Source organism: Bacillus cereus group sp. Bc010 (assembly GCF_027716745.1).
Lineage (GTDB): Bacteria > Bacillota > Bacilli > Bacillales > Bacillaceae_G > Bacillus_A > Bacillus_A pacificus.
In genome coordinates, this window is record NZ_JAQFUY010000006.1 from 46,722 (window position 1) to 68,091 (window position 21,370).

Genomic DNA, 21,370 nt, shown 5'->3' on the forward strand with positions numbered 1-21,370 from the left:
CCCAAAATAATTACACCTTTTATATGAAATGCATTTTTATAAGAAAAGTATACAGCTGACCTCATTTTTTAAAAAATAAAGAAGCCTATCATTTCATTCATTTGAAATGATAGGCTTCTTTTTATTAAACACTTTACTTTCTCGCCTTAATAATAAAAGTAGTTGGCACCATTCTAGCCTTATGCAAAGAATAATATTTCGTAGACGGCTCAGCTAGTTCTTCATCAAACGAGCTCGATGGTTCAGGCTCTTCTATTCTCTCAATTGTAAATCCGGCTCTATGTAACTCATTTATGTATGTACTTATTTTTCTCTTATATAATGTCGCTTGTACATCCTCTCCTTTAAATGTTTCAAACGTAATAGGAGTTTCCTCATGGTAAGAAGACTTGAAAACAATTTCTTCTGTACCATACTGTAAATTTGAATATACGGGATGCTCCCAGCTAAAAACAAAGCTTCCTCCTGGCTTTACATATGAATATATCAGTTCCAACGTTTTTCTTAAATCCGAAGTCCATCCTAATGCATAAATGGAGTATACAATATCAAAATAATCTTTCGGTATATCCCCTTCTTCTTCCATTGCTCCACATATTAACTTTGAATCCCAACTCTTTAACGTTTCATTCGCTGTTTTAATTTGCTCACTTGAAAGATCAAGCCCCCATACTTCCTCAGCGCCATGTTCAGCCATATATTGCAACGAATGCCCACTCCCACATCCAATATCAAGTACCTTTTTACCTTTAATTGAATCGAACAAATGAATTTCATCTTCAGACGCCGTATAAGGACCATATTTCGGTAAACAATCCACTTGAAAGAAATATGGTGCAACTGTATCCCAACACTTTTTATTTAAAGCTAACATTTGCGTACCTTTCATATGCTACATTCCCCCATCCAATTTTCTTCCCCATAATATAAATTAGACATTATAACCCGATCTCCCTTTTCTCTTCGCCCTGTAATTTTTTACTTTCGCGATTGTTCCACATGCTCTTCCTCCTTCTTCTCCAGCATACATACCGCACCATCTTTTACTTCCATTTCGTGAATTGTCATAAAATACCCAGCGGCAATCTGGACATGCTTTTAACCTCCCCCATAAATTTTCTTGAACTGCTATTAAAACAATGCTTAATACTTTTGTATATACAGTTTCTTCATGTATCGGTTCATACGTAATACCTTTCATATCTTCCTTTATATATACATGAAATGGATATTTCTCTAACCACTTTTGCAACGATCCTTCTCCTTCAATTGTCATCCGAATATCTTCTCGAAAACTTTTTAATTCCTCTATCGTATGAAATGGAAACTCTTCATGAAAATATTCTTTCATAAAGAGCTTTATATCCTCTTCTGTTTGCAGCAAATCAATTGCTTCTCTCGTATCGTTTGGTATTCTCCATGTATTTAAAAATTCTCGAATATACTCTAATTCGTTTGGTGCGTTTTGGCTCAATTCCATTCACCTTCTTCTTAAAATTTACTTTTTTCTGACTTTGTGTATAATTATAGTATAAAATAGTTAACCATCAAATGATTTTACTGGTTGCATAATTAGGAGGGGTTTTATGAAAAGTTTCTCAATACCGATACGTTTCATGCTTATTTCTTCATTTTTTATGTCTTTTGGGTATTTTGCAGTATACGCATTTTTAGCTATTTATCTATTAAGCTTTCTTCATTTTTCAACTTTTCAAGTCGGAACAGTGTTGACAGTTATAATAATTACATCACGGGTTATCCCTTTATTCTCAGGTTTAATTGCTGAAAAAATAGGCTATATCATTATGATGATAGCCGGATTATTTTTAAGAGGAATCGGATTTATCGCTTTAGGAATATGCTCTGATTTCTATACAGTTTCTATTTCTTCTGCACTTATTGGCTTCGGAACTGCATTTTACGAACCTGCTGTGCGCGCTATATTTGGCTCACAGCCAGCTCATTTGCGAAAAAATTTATTTACATATTTAAACCTCAGCTTTAATTGCGGTGCAATAATCGGACCAATTGCAGGAGGGTTCTTACTCTTACTCGATCCAATCTATGCTTTCTCTCTAACAGGATCTCTTATGCTGTTATTTGCTTTAATCTTTTACTTACTTAAAAACCACTTCCAAGTCACTACTGAAAGTACGTCTATTGCATTAGGAATACAGACTATCTTACAAAACAAGTCTTTCCTTCTGTTTTCATTTATCATGATCTTCTTCTATATTATGTTTACTCAGCTTACTGTCGCACTTCCACTTCATATGAAAAACATTAGTAATAGCAATCAGCTTGCTACATTAGTCATTACGATAAATGCAATAACAGGCGTCATATTTATGGTGTTATTTCGAAAACTCTTTCACAAATACAACACGCTTTCATTTATTAAATACGGTATTTTATTAATGAGTATTTCCTTTTTACTCATCCCTTTATTTCAACACCCATATTGGCTATTTATTTGTGTAATTTTCTTTACAATTGGTGAAACACTCGTATTACCTAACGCTGATATCGCTATTGCAAATTACAGTAATGAATCATATACAGCTACTTTCTTCGGATTTTATCAATTATCACTCGCATTTGGTTTTATCATCGGTAATTATACCGGTACATGGTTTAAATCCAAATTAAACGGAATGTATACACCATGGCTTATTTTCGGGGGAATAGGACTTATTGGTTTTATTTCACTTCATATTTTAAATATAAAAAAAGAGCGCTCTAAAGAAGATATATACCTACTAGAAAAATATTGATACTCAACAATAAGTAAACTTTTCAATCTCCCTTAAATTTGATTTACATATTATGGTACAATCAAAAGAGTACTAGCTAAACATTTACGCTCCACACTAGCAGTCTAACAATGCCAAAATCAAAAATTACATAGAATCGGGGGGATGTTATGAAAAAGAAATTAATTGTTCTTCTATTCACCGGAATCATATTATCCGGATGTTCAGCTATTGCAGAAAATTCTTTAGAAACCGGAAACGGCAGTATGGCATTATTAACACCAACGATTACAACAAAAGATAATGAATTAGAAATTAAGACTGAAGGTATTGATGAAAATAAAGTAACTTTTATTTATGTCGCTAATAAAAAAGTGTTGGAGCAAAAGCTAAAAAATGGTGAATCCTACAAGCTTAACATTAAAGATATCGAACACGCTCATAGGACAGACTACAAACCTAAAGTTCAACTTTTGCAAACGAAAGATGATCATAATGATGGAGAAATAGTTACCTTTAAACAAGTTAGATATACGGTTAAAAACTAATTTTAAAGTTGTTTCATTATAAATAACAGTGGATAAATGTAAGGGGTACTAACATGAAAAAACGATGGATTTCTTGGTGGATCGGTAACATATTTTGGATTATCGTTTTTGGAATATGGGCCGCTATTATTTGGCTACGAGATGTTGATGGTGCTGGTGTTATTCAAACACCCGAAATTAAATCCATATCACTTATCGTTTTATTAATCGCGTTTATCATACCGGTATTTTTTCAAGTTATATGGCTAATTATTAATTTGAGGATGAGCAGAAAAAATAATTATACGATTTAGTTTTTCAATTAACAATAGAAAAGAGAGGAATCTACATCAAAATAGATTCCTCCCTTTTACATTTGGACTTATACTGCGCTTTTCATGCAGCACTACTCCTCTTTTTTTAAGATGCATGTTCATCTTTCTTCTTCATTAACGCTCTTTTCTTCATCGCCTTCGTTAAATATCCGCCTTTAAATGAACGAATTTCATAAGAAGACATAAACGCTTTCGGTGCAATTTCATTAATAATTTCTAACAGTTCTTTTTCTCTAGAACGCTTTGCGACGATATCTAAGCGATAACGTATTGAATTAATACCTTCGCCTTCAAATACTGTAACGCCAAATCCAGAGTGGCGTAACTCATCTACTAATTCATTACAACGGTCTAGTAAACTAACTTGATACGTAATATAACCAATTGCTAATTTATTCTCTATATAACCGCCTAATAACAGTCCCGCACTAAAGCCAATGACATAGGCAACGATGTTCATCCAATTTGATAAATCTTGAAACACAATACCTAAACTGACAATGTAAATAGCTCCTTCTAACAATCCTACGCCAGCAGCGGATCTTGTTTGATTCTTTACAAGCAAAATCGTACGGATTGTTAAAATGGGAACGTAAATAATTTGAAGCACAAAAATAAGTAGCGCTTGTAACATTGGTATCCACCTCTTTCAAAAAGTCTTTTGTCATGATAACATACATAACCTTTAGAAATCGATGGGTTTTTAAATTTTTTTTTATTATTTTTCATACTATTGAAAAACGTAAAAAAGAAGCGTATTATATTTGTCGTTAATTTGGTTATTTGTATCATATCAATAAAATAAAAAGGAACCCATTAGGTCCCTCTCATCATAGCTCTATGTTTTTCGAAGCATGTTCCCTTTTCTTCTCTTCTTCTTTCACTACCTGCATATTTGCATAAGCTAAATTCGCAATCATTAAAAAGTGACCACCTAAAATACCTGTACCGAATGCCCACATTTCCATTTCATGTTCAATTTCATACATGATGATAGCTCCTAAAATGGCAGCTGCAAATCGGTTTAAAACTCCTAATCCTGGAGCCTTTTCCTTCATTACGATACTTTTCCCGAGTTTCTCTACTCTGCGAGCTAATAACCAAAGGCAATATGCACTTACAGCTAATCCGATACCAAACCCTGTTACTTGTTTTCCAAACGGAGTAATCGTCCACATAAGTAGTAAACCACTAAAGATCACATACAATTGTAATCGATATACACGTAAGGCTTCTTGAATCAAAATATCCGCTCCTAAGTTCTCATTTTTTTGTACTTTAGAAGAAAAGCAGCAACCTACACAGTTGCTGCTTTCTCTTCTTCTTGTTCCTCTTCCATCTTACGAATTTCAACACGTTTAATTTGGTAAGCGTCTTTTTCTAACACTTTAAATTCATAACCTTCCGCCTCAACGTGTTGTCCTTCTTCGATTTCATGATTTTGCATCATAATCCATCCACCGATTGTATCCACATCATCTTCTTCAATGTGTAATCCAAATAAATCTTTCACTTCTGAGATAAGCACTTTTCCATCAACAATGATATGTTGCTCGTTCACATGTTGAATTGGTGGTGCTTCATCCTCATCATATTCATCACGAATTTCGCCGACGATTTCCTCCAAGATATCTTCAAGCGTTACAATTCCAGCTGTCCCTCCGTACTCATCATATAAAACAGCCATCGGAATTCGCTTCTTCTGCATTTGAAGTAATAAATCGTGAATTGGAGTCGTTTCCATCACTTCAATAATCGGACGCATATACGAGCGAATTGATGATAAATCTTTTTGATCCTCGGTCATATATCGAATAAAGAAATCTTTTACGTTGACCATACCGATAATATCATCTTTATCTTCTCCAAAAATCGGATAACGTGTGTATCGCTCATTTTGGATTACTTTCATGTGTTCTTCTACTGAATCTTCCAGATAGAAACCAATGATTTCTGTTCGCGGTACCATAATCTCTTTTGCAATACGATTATCAAATTCAAAAATGTTATTTACATACTTGTATTCAGCCTGATTAATTTCGCCACTTTCATAGCTATCTGAAAGGATAAGGCGTAATTCTTCCTCTGTATGAGCTACTTCGTGTTCTGAAGCTGGTTTTAAACCGAATAAGCCAGTTACAACACGCGCTGAACCGTTCAATACCCAAATAAATGGATACATCACTTTATAGAACATCATTAATGGACCCGCCAATAATAACGTTACCCTTTCAGCCTTTTGAATTGCCATCGTTTTTGGAGCTAATTCTCCTACTACAACGTGTAAATACGTCATAATCATAAAAGCAAGACCAAATGTTAATACTGATGAAATAGAAGGATTTAAGTTCCATTTCTCAAATAACGGGTGTAATAACTTTTCAATTGTCGGTTCACCTAACCAACCTAATCCCATAGCTGTAACTGTAATACCTAATTGACAAGCAGATAAATATTCATCTAAATTTGTTGTTACTTTTTTCGCTGCTAAAGCACCGCGTTTTCCTTCTGCAACAAGCTGATCAATACGACTTGAACGTACTTTTACAATCGCAAACTCAGCTGCTACGAAAAATCCAGTAAATGCGATTAAAATCGCAACCATGACTAAATTAAATATTTCCAATGAATCCCCTTAGTTAAAAAACTAAGGTGTCCACCTCCTGTATACTATAATGTTTTCTTATTTCTTTCTTAGAAAACATAGCCCGATACAAAAATTAAAGAGGTCGGATTTCACTTTTTCTATAATAATAGAGCAAGTGTCTGTATTAAAGCTGTCGTTTGACCAGATAAAGATTTCGATATTTTTTCACGTTGTGAATCAGTCAATCCATCTAAAAGCGGCTTTAACTCTGTTAACTCTGCTTCTAATCGATGAATATGGTCTGTCACTTCATTCACTTGTTTCGAAACGTGTTCATTGATACCGAGCAGCTTCTTCTTCTCCTCGATTTTCTCTTTAATCTCACAAAGCGGCATATGCATTTCTTTGCACTTCTCAATAAATTGTAATGTCTCAACTGCTGTTTCGTCGTAATAGCGATAATTAGATTGAGATCGCTCCGCTTTTAAGATACCTAGATTCGTATAATAATCAATCGTTCGTTTCGACACGTGAGCCATGAGAGCCAACTGTCCGATTCGATACACCTTCCCAACGATCTTCCCCCCTTGTTTATATTACTAACATCATACAATACATAAACTGTACAGTCAAACGTGACGGTTTACTATTCATAATTTATACACAATTTCACACACATCTAAGTATGTAGTATATTCACAAGCTATAACTCTATCTATATAGTTAGATTGCTGTTTTTTCGATATACTGATACTAAAATAGGAAAATGGAATTCCCCGTTCCTTTCAACCTTTCTTACTGTAAAACATATGATAATAATAGTGAAATACAATCATTATTTATGCAATTGGAGGAGATTAAAATCACTAGGACAGTTATCTCTCACTTTTATAACGAGGAGTATTTATTACCATGATGGCTTATGCATCACACAAAAATATTCGATCACGGTATTTTAATTAATAGAGGTTCTACAGATCGTTCCGTAGAGATTTGCAAATTATTTGCTCCCCACTGGGAAGTACGAGATTCAAGATTTCTTGAATTCGATCCCACTAATACTGACATTGAAGTAATGGAAATTGAAAGAGAAGTTTCAGGTTGGAAGATGGTATTAAATACTACAGAATTTCTTTGTTGTAATAATGTAGAAGAATTTTTCTCATCACTTCATACGTTAGGCCAAAATATGTATGCGATTAGAATGATTGTCATGATTGACAAGCATGATTACAATTATTCAAAACTAAGATACTCCATTCCTTTAGTAGAACAACGATATCACGGGCTCTTTCCTTATAAACCAGAAACCGGCTGTGCCTGGAGATTTATACACAACCATCTTGATGGTGCATATTTACCAGGCAGACATTTTTCTCGGCACCAACCTATCGTTTATAACTCTCCTTCATTCATTTTCAAATTTTATTTTAGCCCTTGGAACGAACATACAAAGGCAAGAAAATTACAAATTACACCTACCCTTTCAAAAAAGGGCGTTCGAATGGGACTTCAAACACATTATGGTCAGTCCCCTGAGCAACTCGAAACTCGATTTTTAGAGCTTAGTAGCACAACCCAAGATCTTCGTAACCACCCTGAATACCAACAATTATTCCCTAAATTCAAACCTTAATATTTCTCACCCTATCATATTCCACACATTTTTACACACTTAGCTAAAAACCATACCATTTGTATTTCATATGAATACTGTATATATTATAAATTTTTATTTTAGGAGGAAAAAATGAAAGCTGTTATTCTTGCTGGTGGATACGGGACAAGGATTGGGGAGGAAACACATTTAAAGCCGAAACCTATGATTGAAATTGGAACAAAACCTATTCTATGGCACATTATGAGTTTGTATAGCCATTACGGTATTACTGAATTTATTATTTGCTTAGGCTATAAAGGATATGCGATTAAAGAATTCTTTCTAAACTACAACTTACACATGTCAGATTTCACGATACATTTAAGAGATAATACAATTACTAGCCATTCTCATCGTGTAGAACCGTGGAAAGTTACACTAATCGATACTGGTGTAAATACCGAAACGGGAGGACGAGTGAAAAGAATTCAAAATTTTGTTGGAGACGAACCTTTCTGCCTCACTTATGGTGATGGATTAAGTAACGTAAATATAAAAGAACTTATTGCATTTCATAAAAAACATGGAAAAATGGCAACTGTTACCGCCGTACAACCTCCTGGTAGATTCGGTTCTCTCATATTAGATAAACAGTCTGTAACATCTTTTCAAGAGAAGCCACTCGGGGATGGCGGATGGGTTAACGGTGGATTTTTCGTTTTAAACCCTGAAGTTTTCAATTACATTAGTGGAGATAAGTCTGTTTTTGAAACAGACACTTTAGTTCAGTTAGTAAACAAAAACGAACTATCAGCATATCAACATACTGGTTTTTGGCATCCGATGGATACATTGCGCGATAAAAATAAATTAGTCGAGCTATGGGAAAGTAATAACGCTCCGTGTAAGGTTTGGTAATATGGCTTCTTCATCTTTTTGGAATAAGAAAAAAGTATTTATTACGGGACATACTGGATTTAAAGGCTCTTGGCTCACCCTTTTCTTAACTTCTTTAGGTGCAGAAGTAGTTGGCTTTTCTTCTCACCCCCCATCGATTCCTAATCTTTTTGAACAATGTAACGTAGCAAAAGAGTGCATAACAATTCATGGCGACATTACAGATTACGATTCTTTATTCCACGCCCTAAAACATCATAACCCTAACATACTATTTCATTTAGCTGCCCAGCCAATCGTCACCACTTCATACAAAAATCCTATCGAAACATTTAAAACGAATGTTTTAGGCACTGTTCACGTATTAGAAGCTGCAAAACATATAGAAAGTATACGTGGCATCATTAATGTTACAAGTGATAAATGTTATGAAAATGACGGGAGCGGTAACCGGGCATTCGTGGAAAGTGACCGACTAGGAGGTTTCGACCCTTATAGTGCTAGTAAAGCTTGCGCTGAACTAGTGGCAACATCCTATCAAAAATCATTCTTCCACACTAACACTCAGAACCTTGCCTCAGTAAGAGCAGGTAACGTCATCGGCGGTGGGGATTGGGCAGAAGACCGATTATTCCCAGATGTCATTCGTGCATATTTACAAGATGGTACATTAACGATTAGAAACAAAAATGCTATTCGCCCGTGGCAACACGTATTAGATCCTTTACACGGCTATATCCTTTTAGCTGAAAAACTTTGGACAGACGCTGAATATGCAGAAGCATGGAATTTCGGCCCGTTGAACGAACCTAACAGAACCGTTCACGATGTCATTCAATCTGTAATAAAATTATGGAATAAACAACTAACAATCACTTCCCCCTCTACAAACACTCCTTATGAATCGCCTGTTTTAACACTCGATAGTACAAAAGCAGTAACTAAACTCGGCTGGACTCCTAAGTTATCAACAGATAAGGCTATCACTTGGACTGTTGATTGGTACAAAAAATATGCATCTGGTGAAAATATCGAATCTTTCACGCGACAACAAATCGATGCATTCAAAAATTTATAAGGGGGCTATAAAATGGAACAGAAAAAATGCCGTTTTTGCCACTCATTACTCAGCAACACTTTTTTAGATTTAGGTGTTTCTCCTCTCGCTAACTCATTTGTTTCTCCAGAAAACTCATATAAAATGGAACCATTTTATCCATTGCACACATTTGTTTGTCACTCTTGTTTACTCGTACAATTAGATGAATTTGAATCTCCGCACAATATTTTTCATGACTATTTATACTTTAGCTCTTACTCATCAAGCTGGCTACTGCATGCTAAACAATATGTAGAAATGGCGATTAAGCGCTTCCGCTTAAAGAAACATTCAAAGGTTGTTGAAATCGCGAGTAACGACGGGTACTTATTACAATACTTTCAAAAAGAACATATCGAAACGTTAGGAATTGAACCAGCAAAAAATGTAGCAGAAATCGCTATCCAAAAAGGAATCCCTACTGAAGTGAATTTTTTCAGCAACGACTTAGCAAAAAAATTACCGCAAGCAGATTTAATCATCGCTAATAACGTATTAGCACACGTTCCGAACTTACATGATTTTGTGGCAGGTTTAAAAACGTTATTAAAACAAGACGGAACAATAACAATTGAATTCCCGCACTTATTAAATCTCATATCCTTTAAACAGTTTGATACGATATACCATGAGCACTTCTCCTATTTCTCACTTATAAGCCTGCAAAAAGTTTTAGCTCACCATCATTTACAAATTGTCGATGTAGAAGAACTTGCAACGCACGGTGGTTCCTTACGTATTTTTGTAAAACATCATAGTGACGAATCAACTATCCATTCTAGTGTTACAAAATTAATCCAAAAAGAAGTAGATCACGGGCTAAATACATTAGATTGTTATCTCCTTTTTTCTAAACGCATCGAACAATTGAAAATAAATATTTTACAGTTTTTTATAGAAGCGAAAGCTTTAAACAAACAAATTATCGGTTACGGTGCGCCAGCTAAAGGAAACACCCTTTTAAATTATTGCGGGATAGGAAAAGAATTTCTAGCTTATACAGTAGATAAAAACCCTCATAAACAAAATCTCCTTCTACCAGGAACCCGCATTCCAATAAAATCTCCAGAAGAAATAAAACGTACAAAACCTGATTACATTCTTATACTTCCTTGGAATTTAAAAGACGAGATTATGAAAGAATGCTCTTTCATTCGTGAGTGGGGCGGCAAATTTTTAGTAACAATACCAGAAGTTGAGGTAATTGAGCCATGAAAAAAATCCTTGTAACAGGCGGTAGCGGATGGATTGGTAAATATGTTGTACATTCTCTTATTCAAAAGGGCTATGAAGTGCACGCCACTTACAATACAAATAAGCCTTCCCATCTTTCTTGCCATTGGCATAAAGTCAACTTACTTTGCGATGAAGAAGTAAAAAACTCATTTACGACATGAAGCCTAGTCATCTCATTCATTTAGCTTGGGAAGCAGTGCCGCCAGCGTGTTATGTATCTATCAATAATTACTATTGGCTTACATCCAGCATCTCATTGATTCAACACTTCACAACATGCGGCGGAAAGCGAGTCGTTGTTGCCGGCACCGGCGCAGAGTATGAATGGTTTAACGGCGTACTATTTGAAGATTCACCGCTTCTTTCCTATAAAACACCGTATTCATTATGTAAAAACGCACTACACTCCTGGCTACAAACGTACGCTGAGCAATCAGGCCTCAGCATGTGTTGGGGCCGTATTTTTCATATGTATGGCCCTCACGAACAGGGGAATCGGCTCGTTTCTAACATTATCACTTCTTTATTAAAAAATGAGGAAGCACTATGTACACATGGAAAACAATCAAGAGATTTCCTCCATGTGAGCGACGTCGCTCATGCTCTCGTAACGATATTAGAACACGACGTTACAGGCACAATCAATATCGCTTCTGGTCAATCTGTACAAATTAAAGAATTAGCATCTATCATTGGGACAAAGATAGGAAAAGAGCATTTAATTAAACTGGGTGCAATCCCTTTCTCTAAAGATGAACCTTTATTTGTCGGCGTTCATGTAGAGCGTTTAAAAACTGAAGTAAACTGGAAACCGACATACGATCTAAATACAGGAATCGAAGAAACAATTTCATGGTGGGAATCATTTATACAAAAGCATAACGGTACGCATCACTAAAACGTAAATCCTTCGTCCCTCTTGCTAATTCCTTATACCATTCTTCTAATCTTTCCGGCGTAATAATATGGTGTGTACCCATCCCCCGATCCTTACTAGCTTCAGAAAGGGTCGGACCAATTTGTAATTTCCTCTTTCTCATCTCATCGTTCCACGGGCTAAACCCAAACCATAATATACAAGCAAGAGGCGGATAAATCATAGATTCATGTGCAGATAAATGTCTTCCAACCGTATAACTTCCGTGTTCATGATTATGAATAAATCTACCTCTTCTCCATAACGGCCATTCTTCTGGTAAATAACCGTGAAATCGCTGCTTCATTAAAGGTATACCAAAGTTAAGGTCCGGATAATTGTAGTTAGGATCATCAACCATAATAAGCCCTTCCAGCCAATACATCCTTCCTCCCAATTCATTTAGTGATTTCCAAAACTGATTTTTATCTTGCACACAAAGAAACTCAGTCGTATTTAAAATCATTTTCCATCCCTTTACTTCTTGTTCCACCCTCATTACTTCATGATCTGTCGCTAATGCATCAAATTCTGGATTTGCAGAATCTCGTACTTCCCAGTGCGGCGCGAACTTTTTACAAATTTCAACGGAACGATCTGTTGAACCTTTATTAATTAAAATGCCATGATCAAATAACTTCGTATGATGAGCAAGCCACCACGGTAATAAATACTCTTCGTTATAAAAATGAGAAATAACGGTTGTAGTTATAATAATCTCCTCTTTCTCTATTAATCTATTTTTCACCCTACAACCAATATACTCATAAACTAAAAATATGTTTCCTATATTAATGACCAAATAGTATTACTAATATTTTTGTAAGTTTTCCTTCGGTACCCAGCCATCCTCACCACCTGTTTTTTCACACCAAACCCATCCATTCAATTCTTCTAATCCAATCAATCTTTCTCCAATACTTACATTTAATTCTTTGGCAGTATATTGTTTCGTAATGATTCCTACATCAGTTGTATTTTTCATTATAATTTGCTCCGGAACCCACCCTTTCCGGTCATATTTCTCTTCGTGACAAAACATCCAGTTTTCCCAATTTTCAGGACCATCGTAACTCTCTATCATTTTCACTACATCCCCCTCTTCTAAGCGAATTGGATCAGGATAATTGCTAACATATGATTTTATAACGATATATTTCATAACAACCTCCAATAATCAGAAAATTAAGTTATAATGTCATTATAACTTAAGAAGGAGGAATACACATGTACTACAACACTTCATTCGAAAACGATCAATCAGTAGGCCGTCTATAAACTAAGACGGGCATTCATATAACACATGCACTATGCCTCGTCTTAGGGAACTCATCATACCCTAAAAATAGACGGAGGTACTTTATATGAAACAAACAATTTTAGGAGCTATATGTTTATCACTAGCAGCTAGTATATGGGGCGGTATGTACGTTGTTAGCAAATATGTACTCGACTTTATCCCTCCACTAACACTCGTTTGGCTACGCTTTATCATTGCTTTTGTTGTTTTGTATATGATTTTAAAAATAGCTGAGAAAAAACAAAAGAAAACAGTAACCATTCACAAAAAAGATTGGCTCCTATTCGCTTGGATTGGATTTATCGGATATTTCATTTCGATCACTTGTCAATTTATCGGAACAAAACTATCCGACGCTCATACAGGATCTTTAGTAACATCAGCTACACCTGCATTTATGGTTATATTTGCAGCGATCATTTTAAAAGAAAAACTAACCGCTCGTAGATTACTATCTACCATCATAGCGACAATCGGTGTCATTATCGTAATCGGATGGGATATTGAAATTGGCTCCTATTTTATCGGTACAATCATATTAGTTGGGGCAGCTATTACGTGGGCTCTACTATCTATTTATGTAAAAATTGCTTCAGCTCGATTTTCATCTTTAGTGATTACAACGTACGCTATATTCTTTTCACTCTTTTTTATTACACCTTTTATGGTATGGGAATTTCAATCAAACCCAATTGAACATATGAACCTATATGTAGTATTAGGCGTACTTTATTTAGGAATCGTCTCAACTGCAGGTGCCTTTTTCCTTTGGAATAAAGGATTAGAATTAATGGATGCAAGCATCGGCTCGTTATTTTTCTTCTTCCAGCCTATTGTTGGATCATTGCTTGGTTGGCTCTTATTAAATGAGACATTAAATAGTAACTTTTTTATTGGTGGTATTCTTATTGTATGTAGTGTTTTTATTACTACTTTTGAAAAGAAATGAAAAACAGGCAGAGATACTTAATCTCTGCCTGTTCGTATAATTGGATCTTGGTCGTGAAAACCAATACAAATCGGTATATTCCTTTGCACTTCACTACACGCACTCATAAAACTACATACCGTTCTAGCAATTAAATACAAATTTATACCAATTGCCTTTTCATTTATATCAAAGCCATTCTCAGCATACACATCTGCTAATTCTATAGACTTCGGTCCTTCAACATCATATGTCCATTCAGAAGCCCAATCATCATCCTCTTCTTCCAGCGAAAAATACTCTTCACAAATATAAAACTGACTATCCCATTCATTATCAAGATCATATTCAAAATAAATTGCTTTTGCCTCTTCACTAGTAGCGATTTGTATAGCTTCATACAATGCTAGTCGAATACTTTCCTCATATGCTCCTAAATGGATTGCTTTAATTCTCTCTGCATAACCCTTAGACGCTAACATGCAGCAAATATCATAATACTTCCCTTCTATTTGCTCTACTGCTAACGAAAAAACATCTTCTTGCATCTCTTCTAAATACTGAAATATATCCACACTAATTACTCCTCATTCTTTACGCACCCCAATGCGATGGACGGGACAACATTTTCGGTAATTTCGTATGTTTATCCCCTCTCGCCGCATTAACTTGAACTTGCGTTAGAAAAATACTATTAGTAAAATCAGCCCCGCGAATATCTGCATCTCGCAAATCTGCCCCGATGAGATCTGCTCCTCTTAAATTTGCTCCATTTAAGTTAGCCGCAATTAAGTAAGCTCCTCTTAAATTCGCTCCTTGCAAATCTTTCTTTTTCAAATTTGCTCCCATAAGGTCTGCGCCTCGGTGAATGATTCTTTTCTTACGCGCAGTATTCATTTCCTTCCAAACTAGTTCGCTCGTTTCTAAAAGTAAAATATTCACTTCTGCACGATGTAATGGGATATTTACTTTCATTAACTCGTCCGCATGTAAATTCGAAAGTCGCTCCGTCTCTTCAATTGCTTTACTTAATTCTTTATGGATCGATTGTGTCGCCTTCAATAAAATAGCCTCATTCAAATACCAAAGCATTTCATGTAGCTGATGCATAACTGGAAAAGCATCATACATTTTTCTCGCATGCTTCGCACCTTTCCGCCAATCTACCCCGTTAAATGTAACTTGAGAAATTTTCTGCCCAGCGCCAAAACATTCAAATACTGTACAACCTTTATAACCTTTTCCACGAAGATTTTTATGTATACTACATTTAAAATCTGATTGTAAATTGGAACATGGTTTCCCGCCATCTTTATTCACTGCAAAATCTACTGACGCTGCGAACGGTAATGCAACGCAACATAGACCGAAGCATTTTTCGCAGTTTGCTTTTAAATGATCGTTATGATTAGTCAAAATGTATACCCCCTGTTGTCTTTTGACTATTTCATAATATTCCAACCTTATTAAATAATCAATTTAAAAATAAACAAGCTTCTTTCATTTCAAATCATAACTTTATCATTCGATTTCCTTTCAATTGAAAAAGACAACTTCTATCCGATGAATTATAATTAAATTATAAATATTCTAACTAAAGGGAGACCTACTATGGCACTACAAATGAAAACAAACTGTCAAATTTGCGATCAATCATTGGAACAAGATTCTGAAGCATACATTTGCGTATATGAATGTACATTTTGCGCACCATGTACAGAAGAAAGACATAACGTTTGCCCAAACTGCGGCGGCGAGTTAGTACGCAGGCCGAAAAAGAAACAATAAAAGCAAAGCGATATCGCTTTGCTTTTTACTGTCTTCTGGGTATATGAAATTATATCAACGATTTTTTCAATATATCGACGTTTCGACAAAGAATATCGATTTACCGACAAATAACGACATCCCAGCATGCATTTAGCTTCAACACAACTTAAACATTCAAAAACTTCACACAAACAGGCTCCGGCACAACAACATCAGATTGTAAAAGAGTTAGCTTCCCTGTCGTTTCATCTCTTGAAAATAGCACAAGATTATGCGACTTTTCATTTGAAGCAACAAGAAACTTTTCAGTAGGATCTAATACAAAGTCTCTTGGCCAATTTCCTTCTGTAGATGTATGTGCAACAAATGTAAGCTTGCCTGAATTTTCATCCACACTGAAAACAGCAATACTATTATGACCACGATTACCTGCATATACAAAACTACCGTCAGAAGAAATATGAATCGCACTTCCTTGATTATTTTCATCAAATGCGGCAGGAAGAGTAGAAATATACTGTACTTCTGTAAAGGATCCTTCTGCCGGATTATATGTTAACACAATAACCTCTGAACTAAGCTCTGTCATCACATATGCATATTTTCCATTCGGATGAAATGTAATATGTCTCGGGCCACTTCCTGGATTTACAGACAAGCTATTCACTTCTTTTAATACACTATCTTTTATTTCATACGTAAGTATTTTATCAATCCCTAAATCAACACCCACCACATATTTTTCATCAGGCGTATATCCTGCGTAATGCGCATGTGGTTTCTCTTGGTTTTCTTTATTCAGACCTGAACCTTTATGCACTATAATAGAGGCCGCAGGATTTACAGATCCATCTTCTTCATTTACTGCGAAAGACTCAATCGTTCCTTTATGATAATTTGCTGTAACTACCGTGTGAGTTCCACTATCAACACTCACATGACAAGGAGAAGCCCCTTCTACTACTTGTCTATTTTTCTCCTTTAGCTCTCCAGTTTTACTATCAATCGAATGAGCAGCTACACCACCAGATTCTCCTTCCTTAACAACGGAATAGAGATATTCATTATTTCGGTTAATCGTTACATATGTAGGGTTATCCAGCTTAGCCGCAAGTGTTACATGACTAATTTTCTTTGCTTCCGTGTCTAAAACAAACTTATATATTCCTTCACTTTTTTCTTTCGTGTAAGTTCCAACATACCCAATAAACTCTTTGTTATCCTTCATTTCCATAACCCTCTCTCCCTAAATTTTTTGTTCATCATACTTCTTACAATATTTTATGTTGAAAGAGTATCCTAAAAAATTGGAGTACCTCTTTATACGTTATCATATTTTCTTGTTAAATAGCTTTTAAACCCACTTTTTTTGGTACGCTGCTATACTTTCATATTCTTCTTCCAATTGACGAGACAGACGAATATAAATTGGTGTTAAATCTTTATACTTTTCCACACTTTCCATGTTTGGTTCATGGTGGAAATTCGCACCTACCATTTCAGATACTACGCATAATGTATCTATTTCACCTAGACTATATAAACCAAGGATTGCAGCTCCTAAGCAAGAGCTTTCGAAACTTTCCGGAACATATACGTCTTGATGAAAAATATCCGCCATCATCTGTCTCCAAAGTTCCGATCTTGCAAAACCACCTGTCGCTTGAATTTTTTTCGGTTCACCAATTAGCTCTTTTAAAGCAAGAAGAACGGTGTATAAATTATAAATTACTCCTTCTAACACGGCACGGATAAGATGTTCTTTCTTATGATGCAATCCAAGTCCAAAGAAAGATCCTCGCGCATTTGCATTCCATAAAGGAGCTCTTTCTCCTGCTAAATACGGGTGAAATAATAAACCGTCGGACCCCGGACTCACTTTTGCTGCTATTTCAGTAAGCACTTCATATGGATCTTTTCCTAAGCGCTTTGCAAGTTCAATCTCTGAAGTGCCCAATTGGTCACGAGCCCATCTGAAAATCATACCACCGTTATTAACTGGACCACCGATTACCCAATGGTCTTCAGTTAACGCATAACAAAAAATTCTACCTTTTGGATCTGTTACAGGACGATTTGTTACAGCACGTATCGCACCGCTTGTACCAATTGTAACAGCCACAACACCAGGATCTATTGCATTTACACCTAAATTGGATAGGACTCCATCACTCGCTCCTACTACAAAAGGCGTAGAAACAAGTACATTCATCTCTTTGGCAAGCTCTTCATCTAATCCTGTTAAACTGTGCGTTGTTGGAACAAGCTTTGAAAGCTTTTTATCTGTAATTCCCGCTACATGTAAAGCCTCTTCATCCCATTTTAAAGATTTTAAATTGAACATTCCTGTCGCTGATGCTATAGAATAATCAATTACATATTCTTTATATAACTTGTAAAAAACATATTCTTTAATAGAAATGAATTTATAACTTTTTGCGAATAACTCTGCCTGCTCATTCTGTAGCCAAACTAATTTCGAAAGTGGTGACATCGGATGAATTGGTGTCCCAGTCCGTAAATAAATTTCATGACCATTCATATCATTCTTTATTTTCTCTGCCCAGCTTGCACTTCTATTATCTGCCCAAGTGATACATCTCGTTAACGGTTTTCCCTTCTCATCTACAGCAATGATACTATGCATTGCCGAACTAAAAGAAACACAAAGAATATCATTTGGCTGTACATTACTCGATTGTACAGTTTCTTTAATTGTATTTATTACTGCATGAAAAATTTCTTCTGGATCTTGTTCTGCTATTTCAGGTGTAGGAGAATATAAAGGATATTCAATTCCATGACTTGCAATAACAGACCCAGCAGTAGAAAATAGAACTGATTTTGTACTAGTTGTCCCAATGTCTACACCAATCATATATTTTGTGCTCACCATTTCTTCCTCCTAACAAAAAATTACTACCGTATCCTACCATAAAAATACATTCCTTTTATCTATTGATAACGTTGTATGTTGCATTTATCTAAATAGAAACATCCCTATTTTAAATAAACATATCGAGTAGTAAAACGCCTCCAAAAGCGATAAATGAAAGTAATGTTTCTAATACCGTCCATGTTTTAAATGTTTCTTTTACTGTTAAACCTAAGTATTCTTTTACCATCCAGAACCCAGCATCGTTTACGTGTGAAAACATTAATGCTCCTGCACCTGTTGCAATGACGAGCAATTCTAAATTCACACCTGTCGCATTTTCGACGATTGGTGAAACGATACCCGCTGCTGTTGTTAAAGCGACTGTCGCTGATCCCGTCGCAATTCGAATTAATCCAGCTACCATAAATGCTAATACAATTGGAGATAGAGCTAAATGCTCAGACATTTGAGCAATAGCATTCCCTACACCACTATCGATAAGAATTTGCTTAAATCCGCCGCCAGCACCAATAATCGCAACAATTGAACCAATTGGTAATAAGCTATCTTCTGTTACCTTCTTAATCGCCTTTTTATCGATACCTTGACGAAATCCAAGAAAATAAAACGCTGCAAAACATGCAATCAATAATGCAATGATAGGACTACCAATTAATGTGACAATCTTCATCAAAGTAGTAGAAAGTGGAACATAAGGAGCTGCTGCAGCTAAAACCATTAACAGAACAGGTAACAATATAACTAAAAATGAAACTCCTATTCCTGGTAATTTCGTTGATTTTGTATTTACACGTATCAATTCTGGCTCATTTTCAGGAATTACACGTTTGTGAATCCATTGAGCGAATATAGGACCTGCAATAATCGCTGCAAAAAATGTAATAATGAGTGAATACAATAGTACCTTCCCAAGGTTCGCTTTATAAATACCAATTGCAACGATTGCCCCTGGATGCGGAGGAACAAGGCCGTGTACGACAGATAACCCAGCAATTGCTGGTAATGCTATCAATAAAATATTTTGTTTCGTTGTTTTATGAATTGAAATTACTAATGGTAGTAATATTAAAATGCCTACTTCAAAAAACACCGGAATTCCAATAATAAAACCTGCAATTAACATCGCCCATGGTAAGTTTTTTATCCCAAAGGATTTAATAAAAAACTCTGCCACTTGCATTCCAGCACCTGACTCTGCCATCATTTTCCCTAATATTGTACCTAATACTAAAATACCTACTAAATGCCCAAGAACACTTCCGACTCCCGTTTCATAAGCACTCACTATTTTATCCATTGGCATTCCAGACATAATTGCTAAAAACAAACTTGCAACCGTCAAACTAATAAACGCATGCCATCTCCACCACGATACCCCTAAAATAACAATTACAATTGATAATAATGTAATCATTAAAAGGTACATATTCATACGCAATTCCACCCCTTTATGTAAACCCTTTCAAAAATGCTATACAATGAAAAGAACCTATATAGTTCTTTCTTGAGTAAAAATTTATAACTCATCTTCACAATATAATAATTTATATAAAAAGAATTTCCCTTACCAGAGATACATGTTACCTACTCTCTCTGATAAGGGGATTTCTCTTTCATAATTGTAATGTTATTGTGATAAACGCTACGCGTAAGCAAATTTTCCTTCTTCAAAAGTGAATGACACTTTCTTCTCTTGCTATTTTCACATAGTAAGACTCCAAACTCGAGATCCAAGTTAAACGATGGAGTTACCTAGGAATCTACCCTCTCATGAAAAGAAATTTTCGGAAAGTCTCCTCACTTCATATATTATAATTTAGGTGCTTTCGCCCAATCCGCAGCAAACTTTTCAATACCTTGATCTGTTAGTGGGTGCATAGCAAGTTGTTCAATGACTTTATAAGGAATTGTTGCAATGTGAGCACCTGCCATCGCTACACGAGTTACATGGTCTGGATGTCTAACAGAAGCGGCAATAATTTGTGTATCTAATTGATGAACATCGAATAATTCAGCAATTTTAGCAACTAATAATACGCCATCTTCAGAAATATCATCTAAGCGTCCTAAAAATGGAGAAACGTACGTTGCACCTGCTCGAGCAGCTAAAAGTGCTTGGTTCACCGTGAAAATAAGGGTAACATTCGTTTTCACACCTTTTTCAGTAAGGTAGCGACAAGCTTCTAATCCTGCTAGCGTCATTGGAAGTTTGATTGTAACTTTTTCATCGCCACCGTTAATCTTAATCAACTCTTCTGCTTGAGCAATCATTTCTTCAGCTGTCACAGCATCTGGCGTTACTTCTGCCGAAACAGATTCAACTTTAGGCACTGCCTGACAAATTTCTGCAATACGGTCTTCAAACTTAATGCCCTCTTTTGCTACTAAAGAAGGATTCGTTGTAACACCAGCTAAAACTCCAAGTTTATATGCTTTTTTTATGTCCTCAAGATTTGCAGTATCAATAAAAAACTTCATGATTCGTTCCCTCCATTTTTTAAACGTTAACGAGTTATAATTTTA

Annotated in this window: 23 protein-coding genes and 1 pseudogene; 10 read left to right on the plus strand and 14 right to left on the minus strand. The window is 35.6% G+C overall.

What is annotated here, in order from left to right:
- Positions 1–133 precede the first annotated feature (133 nt).
- Together PDQ68_RS09765 and PDQ68_RS09770 are read right to left on the minus strand one after the other, a co-directional pair.
- Positions 134–889, minus strand: a complete 756-nt coding sequence (locus PDQ68_RS09765) for a class I SAM-dependent methyltransferase (RefSeq protein WP_016718090.1) — start codon at positions 887–889, stop codon at positions 134–136.
- Between the two features lie 42 nt (positions 890–931).
- Positions 932–1,474, minus strand: coding sequence for a CGNR zinc finger domain-containing protein (locus PDQ68_RS09770; protein ID WP_061183613.1), 543 nt, complete (start codon positions 1,472–1,474; stop codon positions 932–934).
- A 112-nt stretch (positions 1,475–1,586) separates the two neighbouring features.
- Between PDQ68_RS09770 and PDQ68_RS09775 the strand changes: the two genes are divergently transcribed.
- The 3 genes from PDQ68_RS09775 to PDQ68_RS09785 all read left to right on the plus strand — a co-directional run bounded on the left by PDQ68_RS09775 (position 1,587) and on the right by PDQ68_RS09785 (position 3,594).
- Positions 1,587–2,774, plus strand: a complete 1,188-nt coding sequence (locus PDQ68_RS09775; RefSeq protein ID WP_061183592.1) for an MDR family MFS transporter — start codon at positions 1,587–1,589, stop codon at positions 2,772–2,774.
- Positions 2,775–2,923: 149 nt separating this feature from the next.
- Positions 2,924–3,301, plus strand: coding sequence for a hypothetical protein (locus PDQ68_RS09780; protein ID WP_016718092.1), 378 nt, complete (start codon positions 2,924–2,926; stop codon positions 3,299–3,301).
- A 53-nt stretch (positions 3,302–3,354) separates the two neighbouring features.
- Positions 3,355–3,594: a DUF3923 family protein gene (locus PDQ68_RS09785; protein ID WP_000747680.1), complete on the plus strand. Its 240-nt coding sequence runs from the start codon at positions 3,355–3,357 to the stop codon at positions 3,592–3,594.
- Positions 3,595–3,700: 106 nt separating this feature from the next.
- Here PDQ68_RS09785 and PDQ68_RS09790 read toward each other — a convergent pair whose 3' ends face one another.
- The 4 genes from PDQ68_RS09790 to PDQ68_RS09805 form a co-directional block, all read right to left on the minus strand.
- Positions 3,701–4,249, minus strand: coding sequence for a DUF2179 domain-containing protein (locus PDQ68_RS09790; RefSeq protein WP_000938438.1), 549 nt, complete (start codon positions 4,247–4,249; stop codon positions 3,701–3,703).
- A gap of 196 nt (positions 4,250–4,445) precedes the next feature.
- Positions 4,446–4,859: an ATP synthase subunit I gene (locus PDQ68_RS09795; protein WP_000613878.1), complete on the minus strand. Its 414-nt coding sequence runs from the start codon at positions 4,857–4,859 to the stop codon at positions 4,446–4,448.
- 53 nt (positions 4,860–4,912) lie between these two features.
- Complete coding sequence (locus PDQ68_RS09800; protein ID WP_000402269.1) at positions 4,913–6,241, minus strand: hemolysin family protein; 1,329 nt, start codon at positions 6,239–6,241, stop codon at positions 4,913–4,915.
- Positions 6,242–6,360: 119 nt separating this feature from the next.
- Entirely contained in the window at positions 6,361–6,768 is a 408-nt protein-coding gene (locus tag PDQ68_RS09805) for a MerR family transcriptional regulator (protein WP_000285644.1), read from the minus strand.
- A gap of 356 nt (positions 6,769–7,124) precedes the next feature.
- Between PDQ68_RS09805 and PDQ68_RS09810 the strand changes: the two genes are divergently transcribed.
- The 5 genes and pseudogenes from PDQ68_RS09810 to PDQ68_RS09830 all read left to right on the plus strand — a co-directional run bounded on the left by PDQ68_RS09810 (position 7,125) and on the right by PDQ68_RS09830 (position 11,932).
- Entirely contained in the window at positions 7,125–7,838 is a 714-nt protein-coding gene (locus tag PDQ68_RS09810; RefSeq protein WP_270786668.1) for a glycosyltransferase family 2 protein, read from the plus strand.
- A gap of 114 nt (positions 7,839–7,952) precedes the next feature.
- Positions 7,953–8,720, plus strand: coding sequence for a glucose-1-phosphate cytidylyltransferase (gene rfbF / locus PDQ68_RS09815; RefSeq protein ID WP_270786669.1), 768 nt, complete (start codon positions 7,953–7,955; stop codon positions 8,718–8,720).
- 1 nt (position 8,721) lies between these two features.
- A complete protein-coding gene (rfbG, locus tag PDQ68_RS09820) occupies positions 8,722–9,777 on the plus strand; it encodes a CDP-glucose 4,6-dehydratase (RefSeq protein ID WP_061183594.1) in 1,056 nt (351 codons plus the stop codon).
- Between the two features lie 12 nt (positions 9,778–9,789).
- The gene (locus PDQ68_RS09825; RefSeq protein WP_000435751.1) at positions 9,790–11,013 is read left to right on the plus strand and encodes a class I SAM-dependent methyltransferase; all 1,224 of its coding nucleotides are present in this window, start codon (positions 9,790–9,792) and stop codon (positions 11,011–11,013) included.
- Positions 11,010–11,932 (plus strand): annotated as a pseudogene (locus PDQ68_RS09830) (NAD-dependent epimerase/dehydratase family protein). Before PDQ68_RS09825 ends, PDQ68_RS09830 begins: the two are co-directional and overlap by 4 nt.
- Here the strand turns inward: PDQ68_RS09830 and PDQ68_RS09835 are convergent.
- A complete protein-coding gene (locus tag PDQ68_RS09835; protein WP_061183595.1) occupies positions 11,901–12,698 on the minus strand; it encodes a glycosyltransferase family 2 protein in 798 nt (265 codons plus the stop codon). The pseudogene PDQ68_RS09830 and the gene PDQ68_RS09835 sit on opposite strands and share 32 nt — an antisense overlap.
- Positions 12,699–12,761: 63 nt before the next feature.
- Positions 12,762–13,112, minus strand: coding sequence for an SH3 domain-containing protein (locus PDQ68_RS09840; RefSeq protein WP_061183596.1), 351 nt, complete (start codon positions 13,110–13,112; stop codon positions 12,762–12,764).
- A 202-nt stretch (positions 13,113–13,314) separates the two neighbouring features.
- Here PDQ68_RS09840 and PDQ68_RS09845 point away from each other — a divergent pair, with 202 nt between their 5' ends.
- Positions 13,315–14,199, plus strand: a complete 885-nt coding sequence (locus tag PDQ68_RS09845; RefSeq protein ID WP_000814740.1) for a DMT family transporter — start codon at positions 13,315–13,317, stop codon at positions 14,197–14,199.
- Positions 14,200–14,216: 17 nt separating this feature from the next.
- Here the strand turns inward: PDQ68_RS09845 and PDQ68_RS09850 are convergent, their stop codons facing one another.
- Positions 14,217–14,753 carry a hypothetical protein gene (locus PDQ68_RS09850; RefSeq protein ID WP_061183597.1) on the minus strand — a complete coding sequence of 179 codons (537 nt, stop codon included), beginning with the start codon at positions 14,751–14,753 and terminating at the stop codon, positions 14,217–14,219.
- A gap of 19 nt (positions 14,754–14,772) precedes the next feature.
- Positions 14,773–15,594, minus strand: coding sequence for a pentapeptide repeat-containing protein (locus PDQ68_RS09855; protein WP_061183598.1), 822 nt, complete (start codon positions 15,592–15,594; stop codon positions 14,773–14,775).
- Positions 15,595–15,789: 195 nt separating this feature from the next.
- On the opposite strand from PDQ68_RS09855, the gene PDQ68_RS09860 reads away from it, so the two are divergent.
- Positions 15,790–15,966 carry a DUF1272 domain-containing protein gene (locus PDQ68_RS09860; protein ID WP_001207874.1) on the plus strand — a complete coding sequence of 59 codons (177 nt, stop codon included), beginning with the start codon at positions 15,790–15,792 and terminating at the stop codon, positions 15,964–15,966.
- Positions 15,967–16,114: 148 nt separating this feature from the next.
- Here the strand turns inward: PDQ68_RS09860 and PDQ68_RS09865 are convergent, their stop codons facing one another.
- The 4 genes from PDQ68_RS09865 to fsa form a co-directional block, all read right to left on the minus strand.
- Positions 16,115–17,176, minus strand: coding sequence for a lactonase family protein (locus tag PDQ68_RS09865; protein ID WP_472926913.1), 1,062 nt, complete (start codon positions 17,174–17,176; stop codon positions 16,115–16,117).
- Between the two features lie 126 nt (positions 17,177–17,302).
- The gene (gntK, locus tag PDQ68_RS09870; RefSeq protein WP_016718102.1) at positions 17,303–18,844 is read right to left on the minus strand and encodes a gluconokinase; all 1,542 of its coding nucleotides are present in this window, start codon (positions 18,842–18,844) and stop codon (positions 17,303–17,305) included.
- Positions 18,845–18,953: 109 nt separating this feature from the next.
- A complete protein-coding gene (gntP, locus tag PDQ68_RS09875; protein WP_016718103.1) occupies positions 18,954–20,279 on the minus strand; it encodes a gluconate permease GntP in 1,326 nt (441 codons plus the stop codon).
- A gap of 377 nt (positions 20,280–20,656) precedes the next feature.
- Positions 20,657–21,325, minus strand: a complete 669-nt coding sequence (fsa, locus tag PDQ68_RS09880) for a fructose-6-phosphate aldolase (protein ID WP_000667676.1) — start codon at positions 21,323–21,325, stop codon at positions 20,657–20,659.
- Between the last annotated feature and the right edge of the window lie 45 nt (positions 21,326–21,370).